This is a genomic window from Actinomycetota bacterium (genome assembly GCA_028698215.1).
Taxonomy (GTDB): Bacteria; Actinomycetota; Humimicrobiia; order Humimicrobiales; family Humimicrobiaceae; genus Halolacustris.
In genome coordinates, this window is the sequence record JAQVDY010000007.1 from 11,736 (window position 1) to 28,320 (window position 16,585).

A 16,585-nucleotide genomic window follows, 5' to 3' on the forward strand; every position below is an offset into this window, starting at 1 on the left:
CAGGATTAAGCAAGGAAGGTTTAATAAAAATATGGCAGGTGCCGGAACTGTATTTTAATTTGATATAAACATTATTAAATAGTTAAAGCCCGGGTACAAATAGGACAAAACATAGTTGGCTATTAAGTTAAATAATGGTATTTTTATGTGAAGGGCTTTTAGGGTCCAGAGGCTAGGGGCCGCAGAAGTTTAAATAGAATGGACAAAATTAACGGAGCAAGGAAAAAAGATGGTAAATTTAACTAAACTCCAACTAATGGAGCTGCATGAAAAATCTTATCAGGCCAGAATCAATATACTGAAAATGATGAGATTTGGGGAAGGCCATATAGGAGGGGCCTTTTCCAGCCTGGACATCATGACCGTACTTTATAACCAGATATTAAGGCACAAACCGTCTAATCCCAAATGGGAAGACCGGGACCGGTTCATATTATCTGCCGGCCATAAATGCCTGGCCTTGTATGCCTGTTTGGCTGACCAGGGTTATTTTGATACTGATGTTTTATGGACCTATAATACTTTGGATACCAGGGTACCCATGCATCCGGATGAAAAGGTTTTACCGGGAGTGGAGTTTCCCACCGGCTCTTTGGGGCACGGGCTTCCAGTGGCCAATGGAATGGCTTTAGCCGGCAGGCTGGATAAAAAGGATTACCGGGTGTTTGTAATTTTAGGCGATGGAGAATGTGCCGAGGGGAGCGTATGGGAGGCAGTTATGGCCGCAGGCCACCATCATCTGGACAATGTAGTGGCCATAGTAGACCGTAACCGGCTGCAGGTAAACGGGAGAACCGAAGATATTATGGATACCTCTCCCTTTGAGGATAAGTTTAAGGCTTTTGGCTGGGAGGTAAAGACAATAAACGGGCATGATTTTCAGTCCATATACCAGGTCTTGTCCCAGGTGCCTTTCTGCAAAGGCAAGCCATCGGCCATTATTGCCGATACGGTAAAATGCAGGGGGCTGGACTTTGGAGAGGATAAATTTGAGTTTCACCACTGGCATTGCGAGCTGGATAAAATTGATGAAGCCATAGATGTGGTGGCCAAGAGAAAAAGAGAGGAGCAGGCTAAAATTGGATAACAAGGAAACTATATATGAAAATCCCAGAAAGATAATTGCAGATGCCCTGGTGGAGCTGGGCCAGCAAAACAGTAGGGTTGTTTATGTGTCCTGCGACTCTTCTTTAGGGGCCTCGGGGGGTCCATTTAACCAGAATTTTCCGGAAAGGCATTTTGAGTTTGGAATACAGGAACAAAACGGCATGGGGGAAGCGGCAGGGTTGGCCATAAGCGGAAAGATCCCCTTTATAGCTGCTTATGTGCCTTTTGTGGCTTTCCGCTGTTTTGAACAAATCAGGGATGATGTATGCAAGACCAGATTAAACGTAAACATCATGGGCAATAACTGCGGTTTTTCCGTAGGGCCTTTGGGTCCCACCCATGTGGTGCTGGAAGATATAGCGGTAATTGGCTCTTTGCCTAATATTACCATTATCTCTCCTGCTGACGGGCCCCAGTACAGGGAAGCTATCTTTAAGGCCGCACAACTGGAGGGACCGGTTTATTTGCGTGTTCACCGTGAAAAGGCCAGGCGTATCTATGGAGAGAATTACCAGATGCAGATAGGCAAGGGAGAAATTTTGAAGCAGGGCAGTGATATTACGGTAGTAGCTACCTCCACCATGGTGGCCAATTGCCTGGATGCAGCGGAAGCCCTGAAGTCTTCAGGCATTGATGCTGAAGTGATAAACATATCCACCTTAAAGCCTATAGACAGGGAAATAATATTGGGGTCCAGCGCTAAAACCAAAAAGGTGGTTACGGTAGAAGAGCACAGTACCATAAACGGGTTGGGCAGCATAGTAGCCAACGTGCTGGCTGAATCCGGGCCTGCACCCATTAAAAAAATAGGTATAGAAGATGTTTTTGCGGTAGTAGGCCAATATCAGGAGCTGATAGAGTATTATGGCCTTACCGGGCCCAGCATTGCCCAGAAGATAGAAGAATTTTTAAATCCAAGATAGGAGGACCCAATGAAAATTGCAATCGGTTGCGATATTAATGCCAATGACAGGATGCAGGACCTTGTCCAAATATTGGACCAGCAGCAGGTAGATTACAAGGTGTTTGAAGTAGACGGGGATTACCCTGATGTAGCGGCGGAAGTAACCAAAGCGGTCCAGAACGGTAGCTATGACCGGGGCATATTGGTTTGCGGAACCGGTATAGGCATGGCCATTTGCGCCAATAAATTTAAGGGAATCAGGGCTGCGGTCTGCCACGATATTTATTCTGCCCAGAGATCCATATTATCCAATGACTGCCAAATACTTACTATGGGTTCTTTTATAGTGGGCACCAAGCTGGCCCAGGAGATACTTAAAGTTTGGCTGGCCATTGAAAGAACCGGGGGAACCGTGGATAAAGTTAAAAAAATTGAACAGTTAGAGCAATAAGGATATGACTTACGATATCAAACTTATGGTAAAGGTAGCCAGCCTTTACTACCGGGAAGGTTTAACCCAGGAAGATATATCCAATAAACTGAAGATTTCCAAATACCAGGTTAACCGTATCCTAAAAAGAGCGGTAAACATAGGGGTAGTACAGATTAATATTATAGACCCTACCCGGGGGCTTTCCAGCCTGGAAGAAAAGCTGGAGAAAAAATTCGGCCTCAAACGGGCCATAGTGGTGGAAAATAATGGCTTGTCCGACATTGAGCTTAAAAACAAGATGGGCCAGGCAGCAGCAAACTACCTGTTAGAAATCATAAAGGACGGGGATGTAATAGGGGTATCATGGGGCACCACCATCAATGAAGTAATTAACCATTTACCTTCCAAGATAAATAAGGAGGTGGAAGTGGTGCAGATAACCGGCGGTATCCACCAGCTGTCGGTTGATTTAAACTGCCATGATATTGCCAGGAGGTTTGCGGCCAGGTTCGGGGTAAATCCCCACCTGCTGTACGCCCCGGCCATAGTGGATTCCCAGGAAAGCCATGATCTTTTCATAAACGAATCATCAATCAAGAAGACCACAGATTTCTTTGATAAAATAACCATAGCCCTGGTGGGTATAGGAGCCTTGTTCCCTAAAATGATATCCACACTGATAAAAACCGGGCATATACCGGCCGGGGATTTGGAGATGCTTAGGGAAGAAGGGGCCATAGGGGATGTTTTTTCACACTTTTTTGATATAGAGGGCCATATTTGTGACAGCAGCCTTTCCGGAAGGCTGATAGCCATGCCTGCCCATATGCTTCACCAGGTTCCCTATTCCATAGGAGTGGCAGGGGATAAACTAAAGGCCGATGCCATATATGGAGCGGTTAAGGGCAAGCTTATCAATATATTGATTACAGACAGTAAAGCTGCAGAGCTGGTGCTGAAGAAAAAGTAATATATGCCAAACAATTTAAATTTATATAGTTAGGGAGAAAGTATGGCCAAGTTGTCCAAACAAGATAAACTCAATATGCTTAAAACCCTGCTCACTATCAGGAGGTTTGAAGAAAAGACCATCCAGCTTTACCAAACTGCCAAGATATGGGGCTACTTGCACCCTTATCTGGGCCAGGAAGCGGTAGCAGTGGGAGCCTGCCAGGCCTTGGACCAGGATGATTATATAGTGTCTACCCACCGGGGTCACGGCCACTGCATAGCCAAGGGAGGAGACCTAAACAAGATGATGGCGGAGCTGCTGGGAAAGAGTACGGGTTATTGCAAGGGACGCGGTGGTTCCATGCATATAGCGGATACCGATTTGGGAATACTGGGAGCCAATGGTATCGTGGGGGGAGGTATACCTATTTCGGTAGGGGCAGGTTTCAGCTGCAAACTGGAGGGCCGGGCCAGGGTAGCGGTTTGCTTTTTTGGGGACGGGGCTGCCAATAACGGGGTATTCCATGAATCCTTGAATATGGCCTCTATATTCAAATTACCGGTTATATACATTTGTGAAAACAATCTTTATGCCATTTCCATGTGTTCCCAGTTTTCAGTAGCCTGCGGGGATGTAGCTAACCGTGCTGCCTCTTATTCCATACCGGGAAAGGTAGTAGAAGGGGATGACCCGGAGCAGGTATTTGATTCAGTAAAGGAGGCGGTACAGGCAGCCAGGAAAGGCAAGGGACCCAGCCTGATCGAGGCTAAGACTTACCGGTTTACCGGGCATCATCCCAATGACCCGGCAGAATACAGGGAAAAAGAGGAAGCAGACTATTACAAGCTAAACAAGGATCCATTAAAGAATTATTCGAATCAATTAATTAAGGAAAAAGTTATAAGCAAAACCGCTTATGAAAACATGAACAGGCAAGTCCTTTCAGCGGTGGAAGAATCAGTAAAGTTTGCAGAAAGCAGCCCGGAGCCTGACCTGGATACTTTTTTGGAGGAAGTAAAGAATATCTAAGGGTATTTGCAGTAAGAGACGGGAAAGGAAAGTTATGGCAAAAATTGAATACAGGGAAGCCTTAAGGCAAGCAATAATAGAAGAGATGGACCGGGACAGCAGGGTATTTCTAATAGGGGAAGACATAGGGGTGTATGGCGGTGCTTTCCGGGTATACAAGGGCCTTCTGGAAAAATATGGCCCGGACAGGGTAATAAATACCCCTATATCAGAAGCTGCAATCCTGGGTGCAGGCGTGGGGGCCGCCCTTACCGGCTACCGCCCTGTTTCAGAAATAATGTTTATAGATTTTACTACCCTGGCCATGGACCAGATCGTAAACCAGGCAGCAAAAATCAGGTATATGACCGGCGACTGCCTTAATGTCCCTTTGGTAATAAGGACCCAGGGAGGTGCGGGCAGGGGGGTTGCCGCCCAGCATTCCCAGAGCCTGGAGGCATGGTTTTACCATGTACCTGGACTAAAGGTGGTAATGCCTGCCACTCCTTATGATGCCAAGGGCTTGCTTAAAGCATCTATCCGGGACAATAATCCGGTTATGTTTATAGAGCAGAAAATGATCTATTTAAACCAGGGAGAGGTTCCGGAGGAAGAGTACTTGATAGACCTGGGTAAGGCAGATATTAAAAGAGAGGGAAAAGATGTTACTATCTTTGCCTATTCGGCCATGGTGTTTGAAGCTTTGGCGGCTGCAAAAGAATTAGAAGAAGAGGGTATAAGCTGTGAGGTTTTTGACCCCCGGACCCTGGTGCCTTTGGATTTACAGGCTTTAGTGGACTCAGTTAAAAAAACCCATAGGCTGGTAGTGGTAAGTGAAGCCTGCCAGAGGGGAAGCATTGCTTCCGATGTCTGTGCCCGTGTAGTAGACCAGGCTTTTGACTGGTTGGATGCTCCAGTAAGGGTGGTAGCCGGGCTTAATACCCCCATCCCCTATAATTCTGCCTTGGAGCAAGCTTCTATCCCCCATAAGGAAGACATAGCCAGGGCAGTAAGGCAATTGATTTAAATTTTTTATTTAGGTATGATTACAAATTGTAATTTTTTAACAATTGGAGGTTTTAAACATGACAACATATGAAAAATCTGCTATGCAGCGACTGTCCGAGACCTCGGAGGATATGGAACTTTGGTGGGATTCTTCTCCGCTGGTATTTGCAAAATGGGCTGCGGGCGAGCTGGAAAATGCGCCTGCAGATAAAAAAGATCTGGCTGCAGCCAGGTTAAAGAAACTTTATGATAAAGATAATCCCCAGGATACCCTGTTTGACGGAGTTACCACCAACCCCAGGCTTACCAGAACTGTCCTGGACCTTATTCCCGAACAGGTTGACCCCATAGTGGATAAAATAATTGAGGAAAACCCGGCTAAATCAAATTATGAGCTGGCCTGGGAAGTATATAAAGCTATTACTGCAGAGGGCACCAAACTGTTCATGCCCTTATTTGAAAAATCAGGATTTAAAAAAGGTTATGTAAGCGCCCAGGTTGACCCCAGGCTGGTTACCGATGTACGGGAGATGCTAAGGCAGGCTTTGGTTCTTAAAAAGATATCCCCCAATATCATGGTTAAATGCCCCGGATCCAAAGAGGGCATTTACGTGATAGAGATTTTAAGCTCGCTGGGAATACCTACCAATGCTACCCTTGTATTTGATGTTCCCCAGGTGGTACAGGTAGCTGAAGCAGTAAAAAGAGGTTACCAGAGAGGACAAGAATGGGGTGTTGACTATAGCCAGTGGAGGTCAGTTATAACTATCATGATAGGCAGGTTTGAAGCCAGGGAAGCCTATACTGAAAGCGCCAGGAAAGCAGGTATTGAGCTTACTGAAGAACTGCAGAGATGGAGCGGCGTAGCTATTGCCAAGAAAGCTCACCAGATATTAAATGATCCGGCCAGGGGATACTACAGCAAGCTTCTGCTTTGCTCTTCCAGGGTGGGGCCCAAGCCTGATGAAGTTATACATATCGAAAAGGTAGCCGGCGGCAATATGGTTTATACCATCAACCCGGAAATGGTTAGTGACTTTATGAGGATATGCGACCAGAAAGAGCTGACTTGCCAGATGGATGATCCGGTACCAGAAGAAATAATGAGTAAATTACTCCAAGTACCATATTTTGTAGCAGGCTATGAGGAAGACGGAATAGCAATGGAAGACTTCATCGATCAAGCTGCTTTCCAGTATACCGCGAAGGAATTTGCAGGCTCTATGCAGGAAATAGAGGAATATGTGCAAAAAAGAAAAGACGCTTTAAAGTAAAGTCTTAAAAAAGCAATAAGGCCATGCTAATTAGATAAGCATGGCCTTATTTTTTTCCTGCCCTAGCCTTAGCTGCCTCTAGCCCCTTTTAAATTATTGGAAACTGTATTAATCTTTAATAATACTTATGCTATTAATTTTTATTATAATACTATCTTAGGGGTATTTATGAGCGGTAATAATTATTTGGTTTTTGATTTCGGGGCCAGTAATGGAAGGGCTGCAGTATTTGATTATGACGGCAGGAAATTTGAAATGGAAGTCACTCACCGTTTTGATAACCGCCCCGTATTTGCTGCCGGTACCATGTACTGGGACATACTGAGCCTTTATGAAGAGCTAAAGGCAGGAATACAGAAATCAGCATCCAGATATAATAATATAAAATCCATGGGCCTGGATGCCTGGGGAGCCGATTTTGGATTTTTGGATAAAAACGGAAAACTGGTATCTAATCCAGTGCATTACCGGGACCAGCAGAGGAATCAAGACAGCAGCAAATTGCTTAAGCTAATTGACGCCTTTCATCTCTTTGAATTAGCAGGGTCAGAAGTCAGCCCCATCTTTGACCTGTTCCAGCTCTTTTCCTTTAGCTTAAACCAGTCACCCGAAATTGAGTGCGGCCGGGTGTATTTAACCATTCCTGATATTTTTAATTATTTTCTAACCGGCAAAACTTGCAATGAATGGACCAGGATTACCACTACTATCATGTACAATCAGGTAGAAAAAAAATGGGAAAACAAAATATTGGAGGCAGTAGGGCTGCCTGCGGACCGGTTTGCCCCCATCATTAAGCCGGGACAAAAGATTGGTAAAATTTCTGGCTCAGTCAGCAGCCTGTTAGGGATAAAGCCTATTGAAGTAGTGGCCCCGGTTACCCACGATACCCCGTCTGCCGTAGCAGGAATTCCGGTGGACAGTAACCAGGAATGGGCTTTCTTAAGCCTGGGAACCTGGGCTATTCTAGGTAAGGAAACCTCTCAGCCCATTATAAGCAGGGAAGTCTTTGAGTCAGGATATTCCAATGAAGGAGGGGCTGAAGACAGTAACCTGTTTATCAAGAATATTACCGGTTTGTGGATTATACAGCAGTGCAGGGAAAAGTGGAACCAGGATGCAGGGCAGAAGATTGCCTGGGACAGCATTATGGAAATGGCCCAGCAAAGTGAAGCTTTTGCCGGGTTTATAGATGTGGAAAATCCTGTCTTTGACCAGATTACTTCAGATATGCCCCAGGTGGTAAGGGATCATTGCCAGGGCTGCCAGCCGGAAAGCATTGGCCAGGTTGCCAGGCTGTTTTATGAAGGGCTGGTCTTAAAGTTTAAGTATGAGGTGTCTGCTTTGGAAAAACTGGGCGGTAAAAAACTGCAATTGCTTCATTTGATAGGAGGGGGCACCAAGGACCGCCTGCTTTGCCAGTGGACTGCTGATGCCACCGGGATTCCGGTAATAGCAGGGCCTACGGAAACCACTTCCGTGGGCAATTTTTTAATGCAGCTTAAAGCAGCAGGAGAAATATCCAGCCTTAAGCAGGGGAGGGAAATATCCAGAAATTCTTCCCAGATTGTAAATTATTATCCCCAGGACACCGATATCTGGGATCAAGCATATCAAAAATATTTACACATATTTGGCTGATATGTTTTGGTTATGCTGCTGACCCAAAGGTTAAAATTTGGGGTACTGCAAAACAGTGCCTGCCAACTGGTAATATCAGTATTGCATTTTGCTGCATTATTGAAAATCAATTTTGCCTAAACTGCTTATTTTGTTACAATTAGGAAATTAAATTGAGGCCTAAAAATATGGATAAAAAAACTCTATTGTTAACCAATGATGACGGGATAGAAGCTGAAGGCCTATACCGTCTATACCAGGAATTTTGCCGGGATAAGCGGTTTGAAGTGGTGGTTATTGCTCCTGATAAGGAAAGGAGTGCAGTGGGCCACGCCATTACCGTATTTAATCCCATACCAGTATGGGAAGAAACAAGGGACGGTAAATTTTTTGGCTATGCCGTGGATGGGACTCCGGCCGATTGTGTAAAATTAGCAGTAAAAGCAATATTGGACCGCAAGCCGGACCTGGTGATATCGGGCATAAACAAGGGATCCAACATGGGGGAAAACGTAATATATTCAGGCACGGTATCTGCGGCGACGGAAGGAACGGTTTATGACATACCTTCCCTGGCTATATCAGTGGATAACCTTAAAAACCCCAGCTATGATTTTGCTGCCAGGTTTGCCAGGAAGATGGCTAATTTGATAATGGACAAAGGTGGCCTTCCCCCCAAGGTTCTTTTAAACATAAATTTACCCGACCTGCCAGAACATCAGATCAAGGGGGTAAAAGTTACCTGCCAGAGCACGGCCAAGTTCAATGACTACTTTATAAAGAGGGTTGACCCCCGGGGAAGGGATTACTACTGGATGGATGGAGAGTTTGTAGAAGTATGCAAAAATGAAAGCGATGACTATAATGCGGTAAAAAATGGATATATCTCTATTACTCCGGTACACTATGACATGACCGATTACGGGCGGATAGATTATTTTAAAAAATGGAACATAGATAAATAAAATGGATAATAGAAAAAATGAATTTATAGGCGACCTCAAGGCAGGCCATCATATAGAGTCTGTTTTTGCGGTAAGCAAAAAAGCAGTAAAACAGAAAAAAAATAATGAAGAATACTGCCTGCTGACCCTTCAGGATAAACAGGGTGAAATACAGTCGGTCATGTGGACCGAAGCTTTTATGGCTGCACCTTCCTTTGGAGAGGGGGACCTGGTAGCAGTTAGGGGAATGGTAACAGATTACCGGGGCAGCAATCAACTGACCATAGATAAACTGGACAAAATTAAAAAAAGTAAGGACATAGACTATGCTGACTATATTAAATCCACCCAGAAAGATATTGGCCAGATGTGGGCAGAGTTAAAATCAAAGGTGGAGGAAGTTAAAAATCCTTATCTCAGGAAGCTATTGGATTTATTTTTTCAAGATAAACAGTTTGAGCAGGATTTCTGCCATGGAACAGCTGCGGTACAATACCATCACGCCTACCTGGGAGGCCTTCTGGAGCATACCCTGTATGTTTGCCGGGGATGCGCCCTGATAGCTGAGACTTATCCCAATATAAACCGTGACCTGCTTATAGCGGGGGCCCTGCTGCACGATGTTGGTAAAATCAAGGAATATGAAGTAGGGCTTATTATCAAGTTTACCGACCAGGGTAAGCTGCTGGGACACATTGCTATCGGTTACAGCTGGGTGCTGGAAAAAATTAATTTAATCCAAGGCTTTCCCCCTGATCTTAAAGACAGGATTCTCCATATTATCCTTTCCCACCATGGCTACAAGGAATACGGTTCCCCCAAAAGACCCAAAATACTGGAGGCGCTGGTGGTTCACCACGTTGATTATATGGATGCAGAGATTGCAGCTTTTAATGAACTGCTTAGTGACCAAAACCAAGACGGTGACTGGTCTCCCTTTTTAAAAAATTTGGACCGGTCGGTGCTGTTAAGAAAACTTGACGAATCCAGCTGCAACCCCAGCCTGGACCCTGACAGCAATAACGGCACATCACAGGAAGGCCTGTTTTAAGACCGGTCTAAAGTAAGTACTGCTTTGGCACAGATCTTGTTTACCGGATCCCATACCGTAGACACTTTAGGAGCATAGGAAAGATCAAGCATATACACCTCATCAGCGGTCATCTCTGCAGTGATGGCGGTTGCAAACACATCTATTCTTTTGCTGACTTCCTTTTTGCCTGCCATCTGGGCCCCCAATACTCTCCTGCCCCCGCGGTCCACTATAAGGGCAATGGTTATGGGTTCGGCTCCAGGCAGGGCTTTAACATGGGATGGATAAATTCCAGTAACCTTAACTGCATCATAACCTAAAGATAAGGCTTCCTGCAGCCCTATGCCGGTTTTAGCAATTTCTATTCCAAAAATTTTATCTATCTTGGTGTTTACTGAACCATTAAAAGATGAATCTGCCCCGGCTGCATTGGCTCCTGCTATCCTGCCGGTTTTAGCAGCATTATTGGCAGTGGGGATATAGTCATCCTTCCCGGTAACTATGTTTTTTACCGTAGCGCAGTCGCCGGCGGCAAATATATTTAAATGTGACGACTGCAGCTTGGAGTTTACTTTTATAGCCTTTGCGGGCCCCAGTTCAACTGAAGTATTTTCCAAGAAGCTGGTATTGGGCTTAACCCCTACTGACACAAGAGCCATATCCATAGGCAGGTTTACCATTTGCTGATCCTGAAGGACTGCAGCTTCCACAGCGCCGGCACCTCCCTTGCCTTTAAAACTGGTTAACCGGGAGGAAAGAAAAACCTGTATGTGGTTCTGGTCTAGCAGCTGGGACATTATGTCTGTAATTTCCGGCTCATATTCTCCCAGTATCCTGTCAGCCATCTCTATAATGGTTACCCCTATTCCCAGGGAATGGAAAGTTTCTGCCATAAGCAGGCCTATGGACCCTGCCCCCACTATCAATGCTTTACGGGGGTGGTTCTGTTGGATAAAGGTCTTTACGTTAACCGTATCGGTAACGTTCCAAAAAGAGAAAACATTGCCTGAATTGGACCCAGGCAAATCAATGCTTGCCGGGGAAGCTCCAGTGCATATGATAAGGCGGTCGTAACCAATAGCCTGTTTTTGGTTTACCATTACCTGTTTTTGGGCAGTATCCAATGTGGTCACCTTATGCTCCAGCAGTATCCTTATGTCTCTTTTTTGTTCAAAAAACTGGGGTGTATAAACAAATATCTGGTCAAAATCCTTGATTTCTCCGGTGACATAATAAGGGAGCCCGCAGGAACCGTAGGAAATATAGGGGCCTGCCTCCAATACAGTAACTTTAGCTTCGGGGTAAACCCTCTTAGCCTGGCTGGCAGCAGCCAGTCCAGCCACATTACCCCCAATTACCACAATATTTTTATATAGTTCTTTTTTATACATAATTTTCCTTTGCCCATTTTTTATATATTCTACTAATGCTAATATATTATTACAAACTTTTTAAAACCGGTTATTTTTACTATAATTATACAATTGTTTTTAGGTAAATAAAGAAAGGAATCCGGATGGAAGAAGATATTAAGAAAAAATTGCAGCAGGCGGCCAAAGCCATACGAATCAATATCATAGATATGCTCTGCCAGGCTGGCTCCGGCCATCCCGGGGGAGCATTGTCCATGTCTGATGTATTTGCTTATCTTTATTTTAGCGGAGTATTAAACATCGATCCGGCCCAGCCCCGCAAAAAAGACAGGGACCGGGTAGTGCTATCCAAGGGGCATGCCTGCCCAGTACTTTATTCCACCCTGGCTGAAAAGGGCTATTTTGATAAGTCTCACCTGGGGACACTGCGAAAATTTGGCAGCATACTCCAAGGCCATCCTGACATGAATAAAACTCCCGGGGTTGATATGAGTACCGGCTCGCTGGGTCAGGGCCTGTCCTGTGCGGTGGGCATGGCTTTAGGGGCTAAGCTGGACCAGCAGAATTTAAGGGTATTTGCCATAGTGGGCGACGGTGAATGCGAAGAAGGCCAGATTTGGGAAGCAGCCATGGCGGCAGCCCATTACCGGCTGGATAACCTTACAGTGGTAGTGGATAAAAATGGCCTGCAGATTGATGGTTTTACCAAGGACATAATGAGCAGCGAGCCTTTGGCAGAAAAGTGGAGGGCTTTTGGCTGGGAGACATTAGAAATAGATGGACATGATTTTGACCAAATCGATATGGCGGTCAAAAAGGCGCAAAATACAAAGGGCAGGCCAACTGTTTTAGTGGCTACCACTGTAAAGGGCAAGGGAGTGGATTTTATGGAAGGTATCTGTGACTGGCACGGCCAAGCTCCCACACCAGAGCAAAAAGAGAAAGCAATAGAATGTTTGAACCAATAATAAATATATTAAACTTAAATTTTAAGGAGTGGGCATGATTCCAGATAAAATAAAAAAGATACTGGCCACTGAAGATAAAAAGGTGGCTACCAGGGCGGCATATGGTAAGAAGCTGGCTGAATTAGGACAGGTAAATGAGGATATAGTAGTTCTGGATTGTGATTTATCTAAATCTACCAAAACCAATATTTTTGCTTCCAAGTTTCCGAAAAGATTCTTTAATTTCGGTATAGCAGAGTCTAATATGATGAGTGCAGCTGCCGGCCTGGCCACCATGGGTAAAATACCTTTTGCTTCCACCTTTGGGGTTTTTGCATCCAAAAGGGCAGCAGACCAAGTAAGCATATCTGTAGCTTATCCCCGGCTTAATGTAAAGATTTGTGCTACCCATACCGGTATAACTGTAGGTGAGGATGGGGCTACCCACCAGGCCATAGAAGATGTGGCTATTATGAGGTCCATACCTAATATAGCAGTTATCTCTCCGGCCGATGCTACGGAAACCGAAAAAGCCCTGGAAGCTGTACTGAAAATAGACGGGCCTTGTTATGTGAGGCTGTGCCGGGGTTCTGCTCCTGTAATATTCAATGATTCCTACCAGTTTGAGCTGGGAAAGGGAGTAAAAATTTATGAAGGCGATGCTGCTACCATTATTGCTTCCGGGTACACTACCCATATAGCGCTGGAAGCAGCTAAAGAGCTGGAAGGGCAGGCAATAGAGGTGGAAGTTATAAATATGGGCTCCATTAAACCCATTGACCAAGAACTGATAATAGAAAGCGCTAAAAAAACCGGTTTGGTAATAACAGTAGAAGACCATAATGTGATTGGCGGCCTGGGCAGTGCAGTATGTGAAGTTTTAGCACAGAGTCAGCCTACCAAGGTAATAAGGCTGGGGGTACAGGACAAATTCGGAGCTTCGGGCACTCCCCAGGAACTGATCCAGGCTTATGGGTTTGACAAGGAAAGCATTATAAAGACAGTAAAGGACAATATTGGCTAATTTGGATATCCAAAAATTCAGGGCAGATGCCCAGGCTTTTCTTTCCAGAAGTGATAAAGAATATTATCTGCATTTTTCCGGCAGGAAAGATAGCCTGGAGACCGCTTCTATATTCGATAAGTACAGCTGGCTGTTTACGGTTTCCAATATGCAGTATCTGCAGCAAAAAAAACAGCAGGAAGCAGGGCAGAGCCGAAAGAAGTATTCCTATCTTTTAAAATTTTGTACTGAATACCTTTTGGAGAAATCACTGCAGCAGCTTAGACAGCAGATTGCCCTGGATGAGGCTGCGGCCAGGGTAAACATTGATGGCAAAGATATGCCTTTCAGGTTCCTGGAGGTAATGCTGGCCAATGAGCCTGATAAAGCCAGGCGGGATCACATAGAAAAACTAAGGAATGACAAAATAGAAGAAGCTTTAAACCCTAATCTGTACCAGTACTGGGAGGAGGTTCATCAGCAAGCCAGGCAGTTTGGTTTTGACAGCTATAGCCATCTTTTTTCTTATCTGCTGGAGCAAGATTTTGACCTGCTTCAGGCGGGTATGAAAAAACTGCTGTCAGAAACCCACCAGTTATACCAGAACCATTTCGGCCAGTTGCTGTATCAGGAATTGGGTATAAACCTGGGCCAATCTGCCAGGAGTGATTTTATATACCTGAAACGGGGCCAGAAATATGACCCCTATTTTAGCACCCATAAAATGATAGGTTTGTTTTCAGAAACCCTTAAACAGCTGGGTATAGATATATATAGCCAAAAAAATATTATATTTGATATAGAAAAAAGAAAAAATAAGTCCCCCCGTGCTTTTTGCTGTACAGTAAGAATCCCTGATGAAATCTACCTGGTAGTTATGCCCAGTGGAGGCCAGGATGATTATGAAGCCATGTTTCATGAGGGAGGCCATGCCCAGCATTTTGCCCATACATCAGAAAACCTGGATTTTGAGTACAAATTTTTAGGGGATAATGCAGTTACTGAAGGTTATGCCTTTTTACTTGAGTCTTTGCTGCAGAACAGGTATTGGCTGGCAGACTTTGCCGGCATGGGTGACCAAACCGCTAAGCAGTTCTCCTATTACAGCAATCTGTTAAAATTATGGTACTGCCGGAGATATGCCGGAAAGCTGGAGTATGAGCTTCTGCTTCATGATGGCAGCCCTATCCAGGGACGGCAGCAACAATATAGCCATATACTGGGGGAGGCCTGCGGGATGGATTATCACCCATCAAGCTATTTGACCGATGTGGATACGGGTTTCTACTGTACCAACTATATTAGGGCCTGGGCGTTTCAGGCACAGCTGGGCCATTACTTGGTTACCAAATTTGGAAATAAATGGTTTAAAAGCAATAAAGCGGGTAACTTTTTAAAGGAGGTATGGGGTTCAGGGCAGAAGTATGATGCAGACCAGGTGCTTGGCCAGCTGGGGTTGGGCCGGCTTGATTTGGACTACCTTATAGGTTCCCTGGTAGACAGTATCAATCAATATGAAGAATTATAATTATCTGAGGAAGGTAGCAGTATGGATTTAAAAAAAATAATAAGAAGTATTCCTGATTTTCCTAAAAAGGGGGTAGTATTCAGAGATATAACTCCCTTGCTAAGGGACGGCCAGGCCTTCAGGCATTCAGTGGATTTGATGGCAGACCACTACAGTGGAGTTAAGATAGATGCTATTCTGGGGGCGGAAGCCCGGGGTTTTGTTTTTGGAGCAGCTATGGCCTATAAACTGGGGGTAGGCTTTATTCCTATTAGAAAACCGGGTAAGCTTCCTTATAACACCTGCCAGGTGTCCTATTCTTTAGAATACGGTGAAAACATCCTGGAGATGCATACTGATGCCATTAAGCCGGGAGACCATGTACTGATTGTAGATGACCTGGTAGCCACTGGGGGAACAGCCAAGGCCAAGGCAGAGCTGGTGGAGAGGATGAAGGGTGTAGTGATAGGTTTTTGCTTTTTAATTGAGCTTAAATTTTTAAACCCAAGAAAAATGCTTGGGGGTTATGATATATTTTCAATAATCGAATATGAATCTGAATAGTCAGGGGGGTGAGTTTTTTGGCTAAGCAAGACCAAAAAAAGAATAGTGGTAATGGCGAAGACACTGAAGCAAAGAAAGAGTTTAAAGATACCGCACAGAAGGATGAGCAGCAGGAACAGGAAGAAGTTTTAAGGCAGCTGCAGGAAGAGATAGACAAGCTGGGTACCAAAGACATACTGGTGCAGATGATGATGTCTGTTTCCAGCTTGGCTTATAAGAAAATGGGTTTGCCTCAAGGCACCAATGACCGTTTTAAAGACCAGGGTGATGCCAAACTGGCTGTGGATGCTTTCAGTTCCCTGTTAAAAGTCCTGGATGATGAGCTATCGGCTGAGGAAAGGGAGAACCTAAACTCATCTCTTTCCAACCTGCAGCTCAATTTTGTTAAAATATTCAAATAAGGCCAGCTGCATTTATGTGATGAGTTCCAAGGCCAGCTTTACTGCTTCTTGGGGAGAAGCAGTAGTATACAGGTTAGGCTTTTGATGATTAAAAGGCTCAATTTTCCAGGTGTTTAACCCTACCAGGGGCTTTTTAAAGGTAATGGCGTAACCTATTTCAGATAAAGTCCCCTCAGTCCCATCAATGGCTATTACTGCATCTCCGGATAATACTACCAGGGAATTCCTGGCATAACCCAATCCGGTGGGTATGGCCAGGTCTACCCAGGGATTGGCCGTTTCCTTATCAGTGGAAGGGAGAATGCCCATAGTTATGCCTCCTGCATCTTTGGCACCCCGGCAGGCCGCTTCCATTACTCCGCCCAGCCCTCCGCATACCAGCAGGGCGCCGCTGCGGGCAATCAGTTGTCCCACTTGGTAGGCTGTTTGGTAGACTGGGCCGTCCTTTTCAATTTTATTTCCGCCGATAACCGATATCTTTTTTAGATTTCTTAATGTTTCAGGCAT

At 44.9% G+C, this 16,585-nt stretch carries 17 protein-coding genes; 15 read left to right on the forward strand and 2 right to left on the reverse strand.

Going from position 1 to position 16,585, the window contains the following annotated elements:
• The first annotated feature begins 229 nt into the window (after positions 1-229).
• The 10 genes from PHN32_03520 (at position 230) to PHN32_03565 (ending at position 10,301) form a co-directional block, all read left to right on the forward strand.
• Positions 230-1,087: a transketolase gene (locus tag PHN32_03520; GenBank protein MDD3776657.1), complete on the forward strand. Its 858-nt coding sequence runs from the start codon at positions 230-232 to the stop codon at positions 1,085-1,087.
• A complete protein-coding gene (locus PHN32_03525) occupies positions 1,080-2,030 on the forward strand; it encodes a transketolase C-terminal domain-containing protein (GenBank protein ID MDD3776658.1) in 951 nt (316 codons plus the stop codon). Before PHN32_03520 ends, PHN32_03525 begins: the two co-directional genes overlap by 8 nt.
• 9 nt (positions 2,031-2,039) lie before the next feature.
• Complete coding sequence (locus PHN32_03530; GenBank protein ID MDD3776659.1) at positions 2,040-2,462, forward strand: RpiB/LacA/LacB family sugar-phosphate isomerase; 423 nt, start codon at positions 2,040-2,042, stop codon at positions 2,460-2,462.
• Positions 2,463-2,466: 4 nt separating this feature from the next.
• Positions 2,467-3,414 carry a sugar-binding transcriptional regulator gene (locus PHN32_03535; GenBank protein ID MDD3776660.1) on the forward strand — a complete coding sequence of 316 codons (948 nt, stop codon included), beginning with the start codon at positions 2,467-2,469 and terminating at the stop codon, positions 3,412-3,414.
• Positions 3,415-3,456: 42 nt separating this feature from the next.
• Positions 3,457-4,425: a thiamine pyrophosphate-dependent dehydrogenase E1 component subunit alpha gene (locus PHN32_03540; protein MDD3776661.1), complete on the forward strand. Its 969-nt coding sequence runs from the start codon at positions 3,457-3,459 to the stop codon at positions 4,423-4,425.
• A gap of 34 nt (positions 4,426-4,459) precedes the next feature.
• Positions 4,460-5,431, forward strand: a complete 972-nt coding sequence (locus PHN32_03545) for an alpha-ketoacid dehydrogenase subunit beta (protein MDD3776662.1) — start codon at positions 4,460-4,462, stop codon at positions 5,429-5,431.
• 58 nt (positions 5,432-5,489) lie between these two features.
• Positions 5,490-6,686 carry a transaldolase family protein gene (locus PHN32_03550; GenBank protein MDD3776663.1) on the forward strand — a complete coding sequence of 399 codons (1,197 nt, stop codon included), beginning with the start codon at positions 5,490-5,492 and terminating at the stop codon, positions 6,684-6,686.
• 168 nt (positions 6,687-6,854) lie between these two features.
• Positions 6,855-8,327: an FGGY family carbohydrate kinase gene (locus PHN32_03555; protein ID MDD3776664.1), complete on the forward strand. Its 1,473-nt coding sequence runs from the start codon at positions 6,855-6,857 to the stop codon at positions 8,325-8,327.
• Between the two features lie 167 nt (positions 8,328-8,494).
• Entirely contained in the window at positions 8,495-9,271 is a 777-nt protein-coding gene (surE, locus tag PHN32_03560; protein ID MDD3776665.1) for a 5'/3'-nucleotidase SurE, read from the forward strand.
• Between the two features lies 1 nt (position 9,272).
• Positions 9,273-10,301 carry an HD domain-containing protein gene (locus PHN32_03565; GenBank protein MDD3776666.1) on the forward strand — a complete coding sequence of 343 codons (1,029 nt, stop codon included), beginning with the start codon at positions 9,273-9,275 and terminating at the stop codon, positions 10,299-10,301.
• On the opposite strand, the gene PHN32_03570 is transcribed toward PHN32_03565, so the two are convergent.
• The gene (locus PHN32_03570; GenBank protein ID MDD3776667.1) at positions 10,298-11,674 is read right to left on the reverse strand and encodes an FAD-dependent oxidoreductase; all 1,377 of its coding nucleotides are present in this window, start codon (positions 11,672-11,674) and stop codon (positions 10,298-10,300) included. The genes PHN32_03565 and PHN32_03570 overlap by 4 nt on opposite strands.
• Before the next feature lie 125 nt (positions 11,675-11,799).
• Between PHN32_03570 and PHN32_03575 the strand changes: the two genes are divergently transcribed.
• The 5 genes from PHN32_03575 to PHN32_03595 are packed head-to-tail and all read left to right on the forward strand — an operon-like array spanning position 11,800 to position 16,078.
• On the forward strand, positions 11,800-12,624 hold the full coding sequence (locus tag PHN32_03575) for a transketolase (protein MDD3776668.1): 825 nt from the start codon (positions 11,800-11,802) through the stop codon (positions 12,622-12,624).
• 34 nt (positions 12,625-12,658) lie between these two features.
• Positions 12,659-13,627: a transketolase family protein gene (locus PHN32_03580; GenBank protein ID MDD3776669.1), complete on the forward strand. Its 969-nt coding sequence runs from the start codon at positions 12,659-12,661 to the stop codon at positions 13,625-13,627.
• Complete coding sequence (locus tag PHN32_03585) at positions 13,620-15,134, forward strand: hypothetical protein (GenBank protein ID MDD3776670.1); 1,515 nt, start codon at positions 13,620-13,622, stop codon at positions 15,132-15,134. Before PHN32_03580 ends, PHN32_03585 begins: the two co-directional genes overlap by 8 nt.
• Before the next feature lie 21 nt (positions 15,135-15,155).
• Positions 15,156-15,677 carry an adenine phosphoribosyltransferase gene (locus tag PHN32_03590; protein MDD3776671.1) on the forward strand — a complete coding sequence of 174 codons (522 nt, stop codon included), beginning with the start codon at positions 15,156-15,158 and terminating at the stop codon, positions 15,675-15,677.
• 17 nt (positions 15,678-15,694) lie between these two features.
• A complete protein-coding gene (locus PHN32_03595; protein MDD3776672.1) occupies positions 15,695-16,078 on the forward strand; it encodes a DUF1844 domain-containing protein in 384 nt (127 codons plus the stop codon).
• A gap of 12 nt (positions 16,079-16,090) precedes the next feature.
• Here the strand turns inward: PHN32_03595 and PHN32_03600 are convergent, their stop codons facing one another.
• Positions 16,091-16,585 carry a TIGR00725 family protein gene (locus tag PHN32_03600; GenBank protein MDD3776673.1) on the reverse strand — a complete coding sequence of 165 codons (495 nt, stop codon included), beginning with the start codon at positions 16,583-16,585 and terminating at the stop codon, positions 16,091-16,093.

What these genes read in the sequence shown, in the direction of transcription:
- PHN32_03520 (MDD3776657.1), top strand. Translation starts at nt 230, where the DNA reads ATGGTAAATTTAACTAAACTCCAACTAATGGAGCTGCATGAAAAATCT.
- PHN32_03530 (MDD3776659.1), top strand. Translation starts at nt 2,040, where the DNA reads ATGAAAATTGCAATCGGTTGCGATATTAATGCCAATGACAGGATGCAG.
- PHN32_03535 (MDD3776660.1), top strand. Translation starts at nt 2,467, where the DNA reads ATGACTTACGATATCAAACTTATGGTAAAGGTAGCCAGCCTTTACTAC.
- PHN32_03540 (MDD3776661.1), top strand. Translation starts at nt 3,457, where the DNA reads ATGGCCAAGTTGTCCAAACAAGATAAACTCAATATGCTTAAAACCCTG.
- PHN32_03545 (MDD3776662.1), top strand. Translation starts at nt 4,460, where the DNA reads ATGGCAAAAATTGAATACAGGGAAGCCTTAAGGCAAGCAATAATAGAA.
- PHN32_03550 (MDD3776663.1), top strand. Translation starts at nt 5,490, where the DNA reads ATGACAACATATGAAAAATCTGCTATGCAGCGACTGTCCGAGACCTCG.
- PHN32_03555 (MDD3776664.1), top strand. Translation starts at nt 6,855, where the DNA reads ATGAGCGGTAATAATTATTTGGTTTTTGATTTCGGGGCCAGTAATGGA.
- surE (MDD3776665.1), top strand. Translation starts at nt 8,495, where the DNA reads ATGGATAAAAAAACTCTATTGTTAACCAATGATGACGGGATAGAAGCT.
- PHN32_03565 (MDD3776666.1), top strand. Translation starts at nt 9,273, where the DNA reads ATGGATAATAGAAAAAATGAATTTATAGGCGACCTCAAGGCAGGCCAT.
- PHN32_03570 (MDD3776667.1), bottom strand. Translation starts at nt 11,674, where the DNA reads ATGTATAAAAAAGAACTATATAAAAATATTGTGGTAATTGGGGGTAAT.
- PHN32_03575 (MDD3776668.1), top strand. Translation starts at nt 11,800, where the DNA reads ATGGAAGAAGATATTAAGAAAAAATTGCAGCAGGCGGCCAAAGCCATA.
- PHN32_03580 (MDD3776669.1), top strand. Translation starts at nt 12,659, where the DNA reads ATGATTCCAGATAAAATAAAAAAGATACTGGCCACTGAAGATAAAAAG.
- PHN32_03590 (MDD3776671.1), top strand. Translation starts at nt 15,156, where the DNA reads ATGGATTTAAAAAAAATAATAAGAAGTATTCCTGATTTTCCTAAAAAG.
- PHN32_03600 (MDD3776673.1), bottom strand. Translation starts at nt 16,585, where the DNA reads ATGCCTGAAACATTAAGAAATCTAAAAAAGATATCGGTTATCGGCGGA.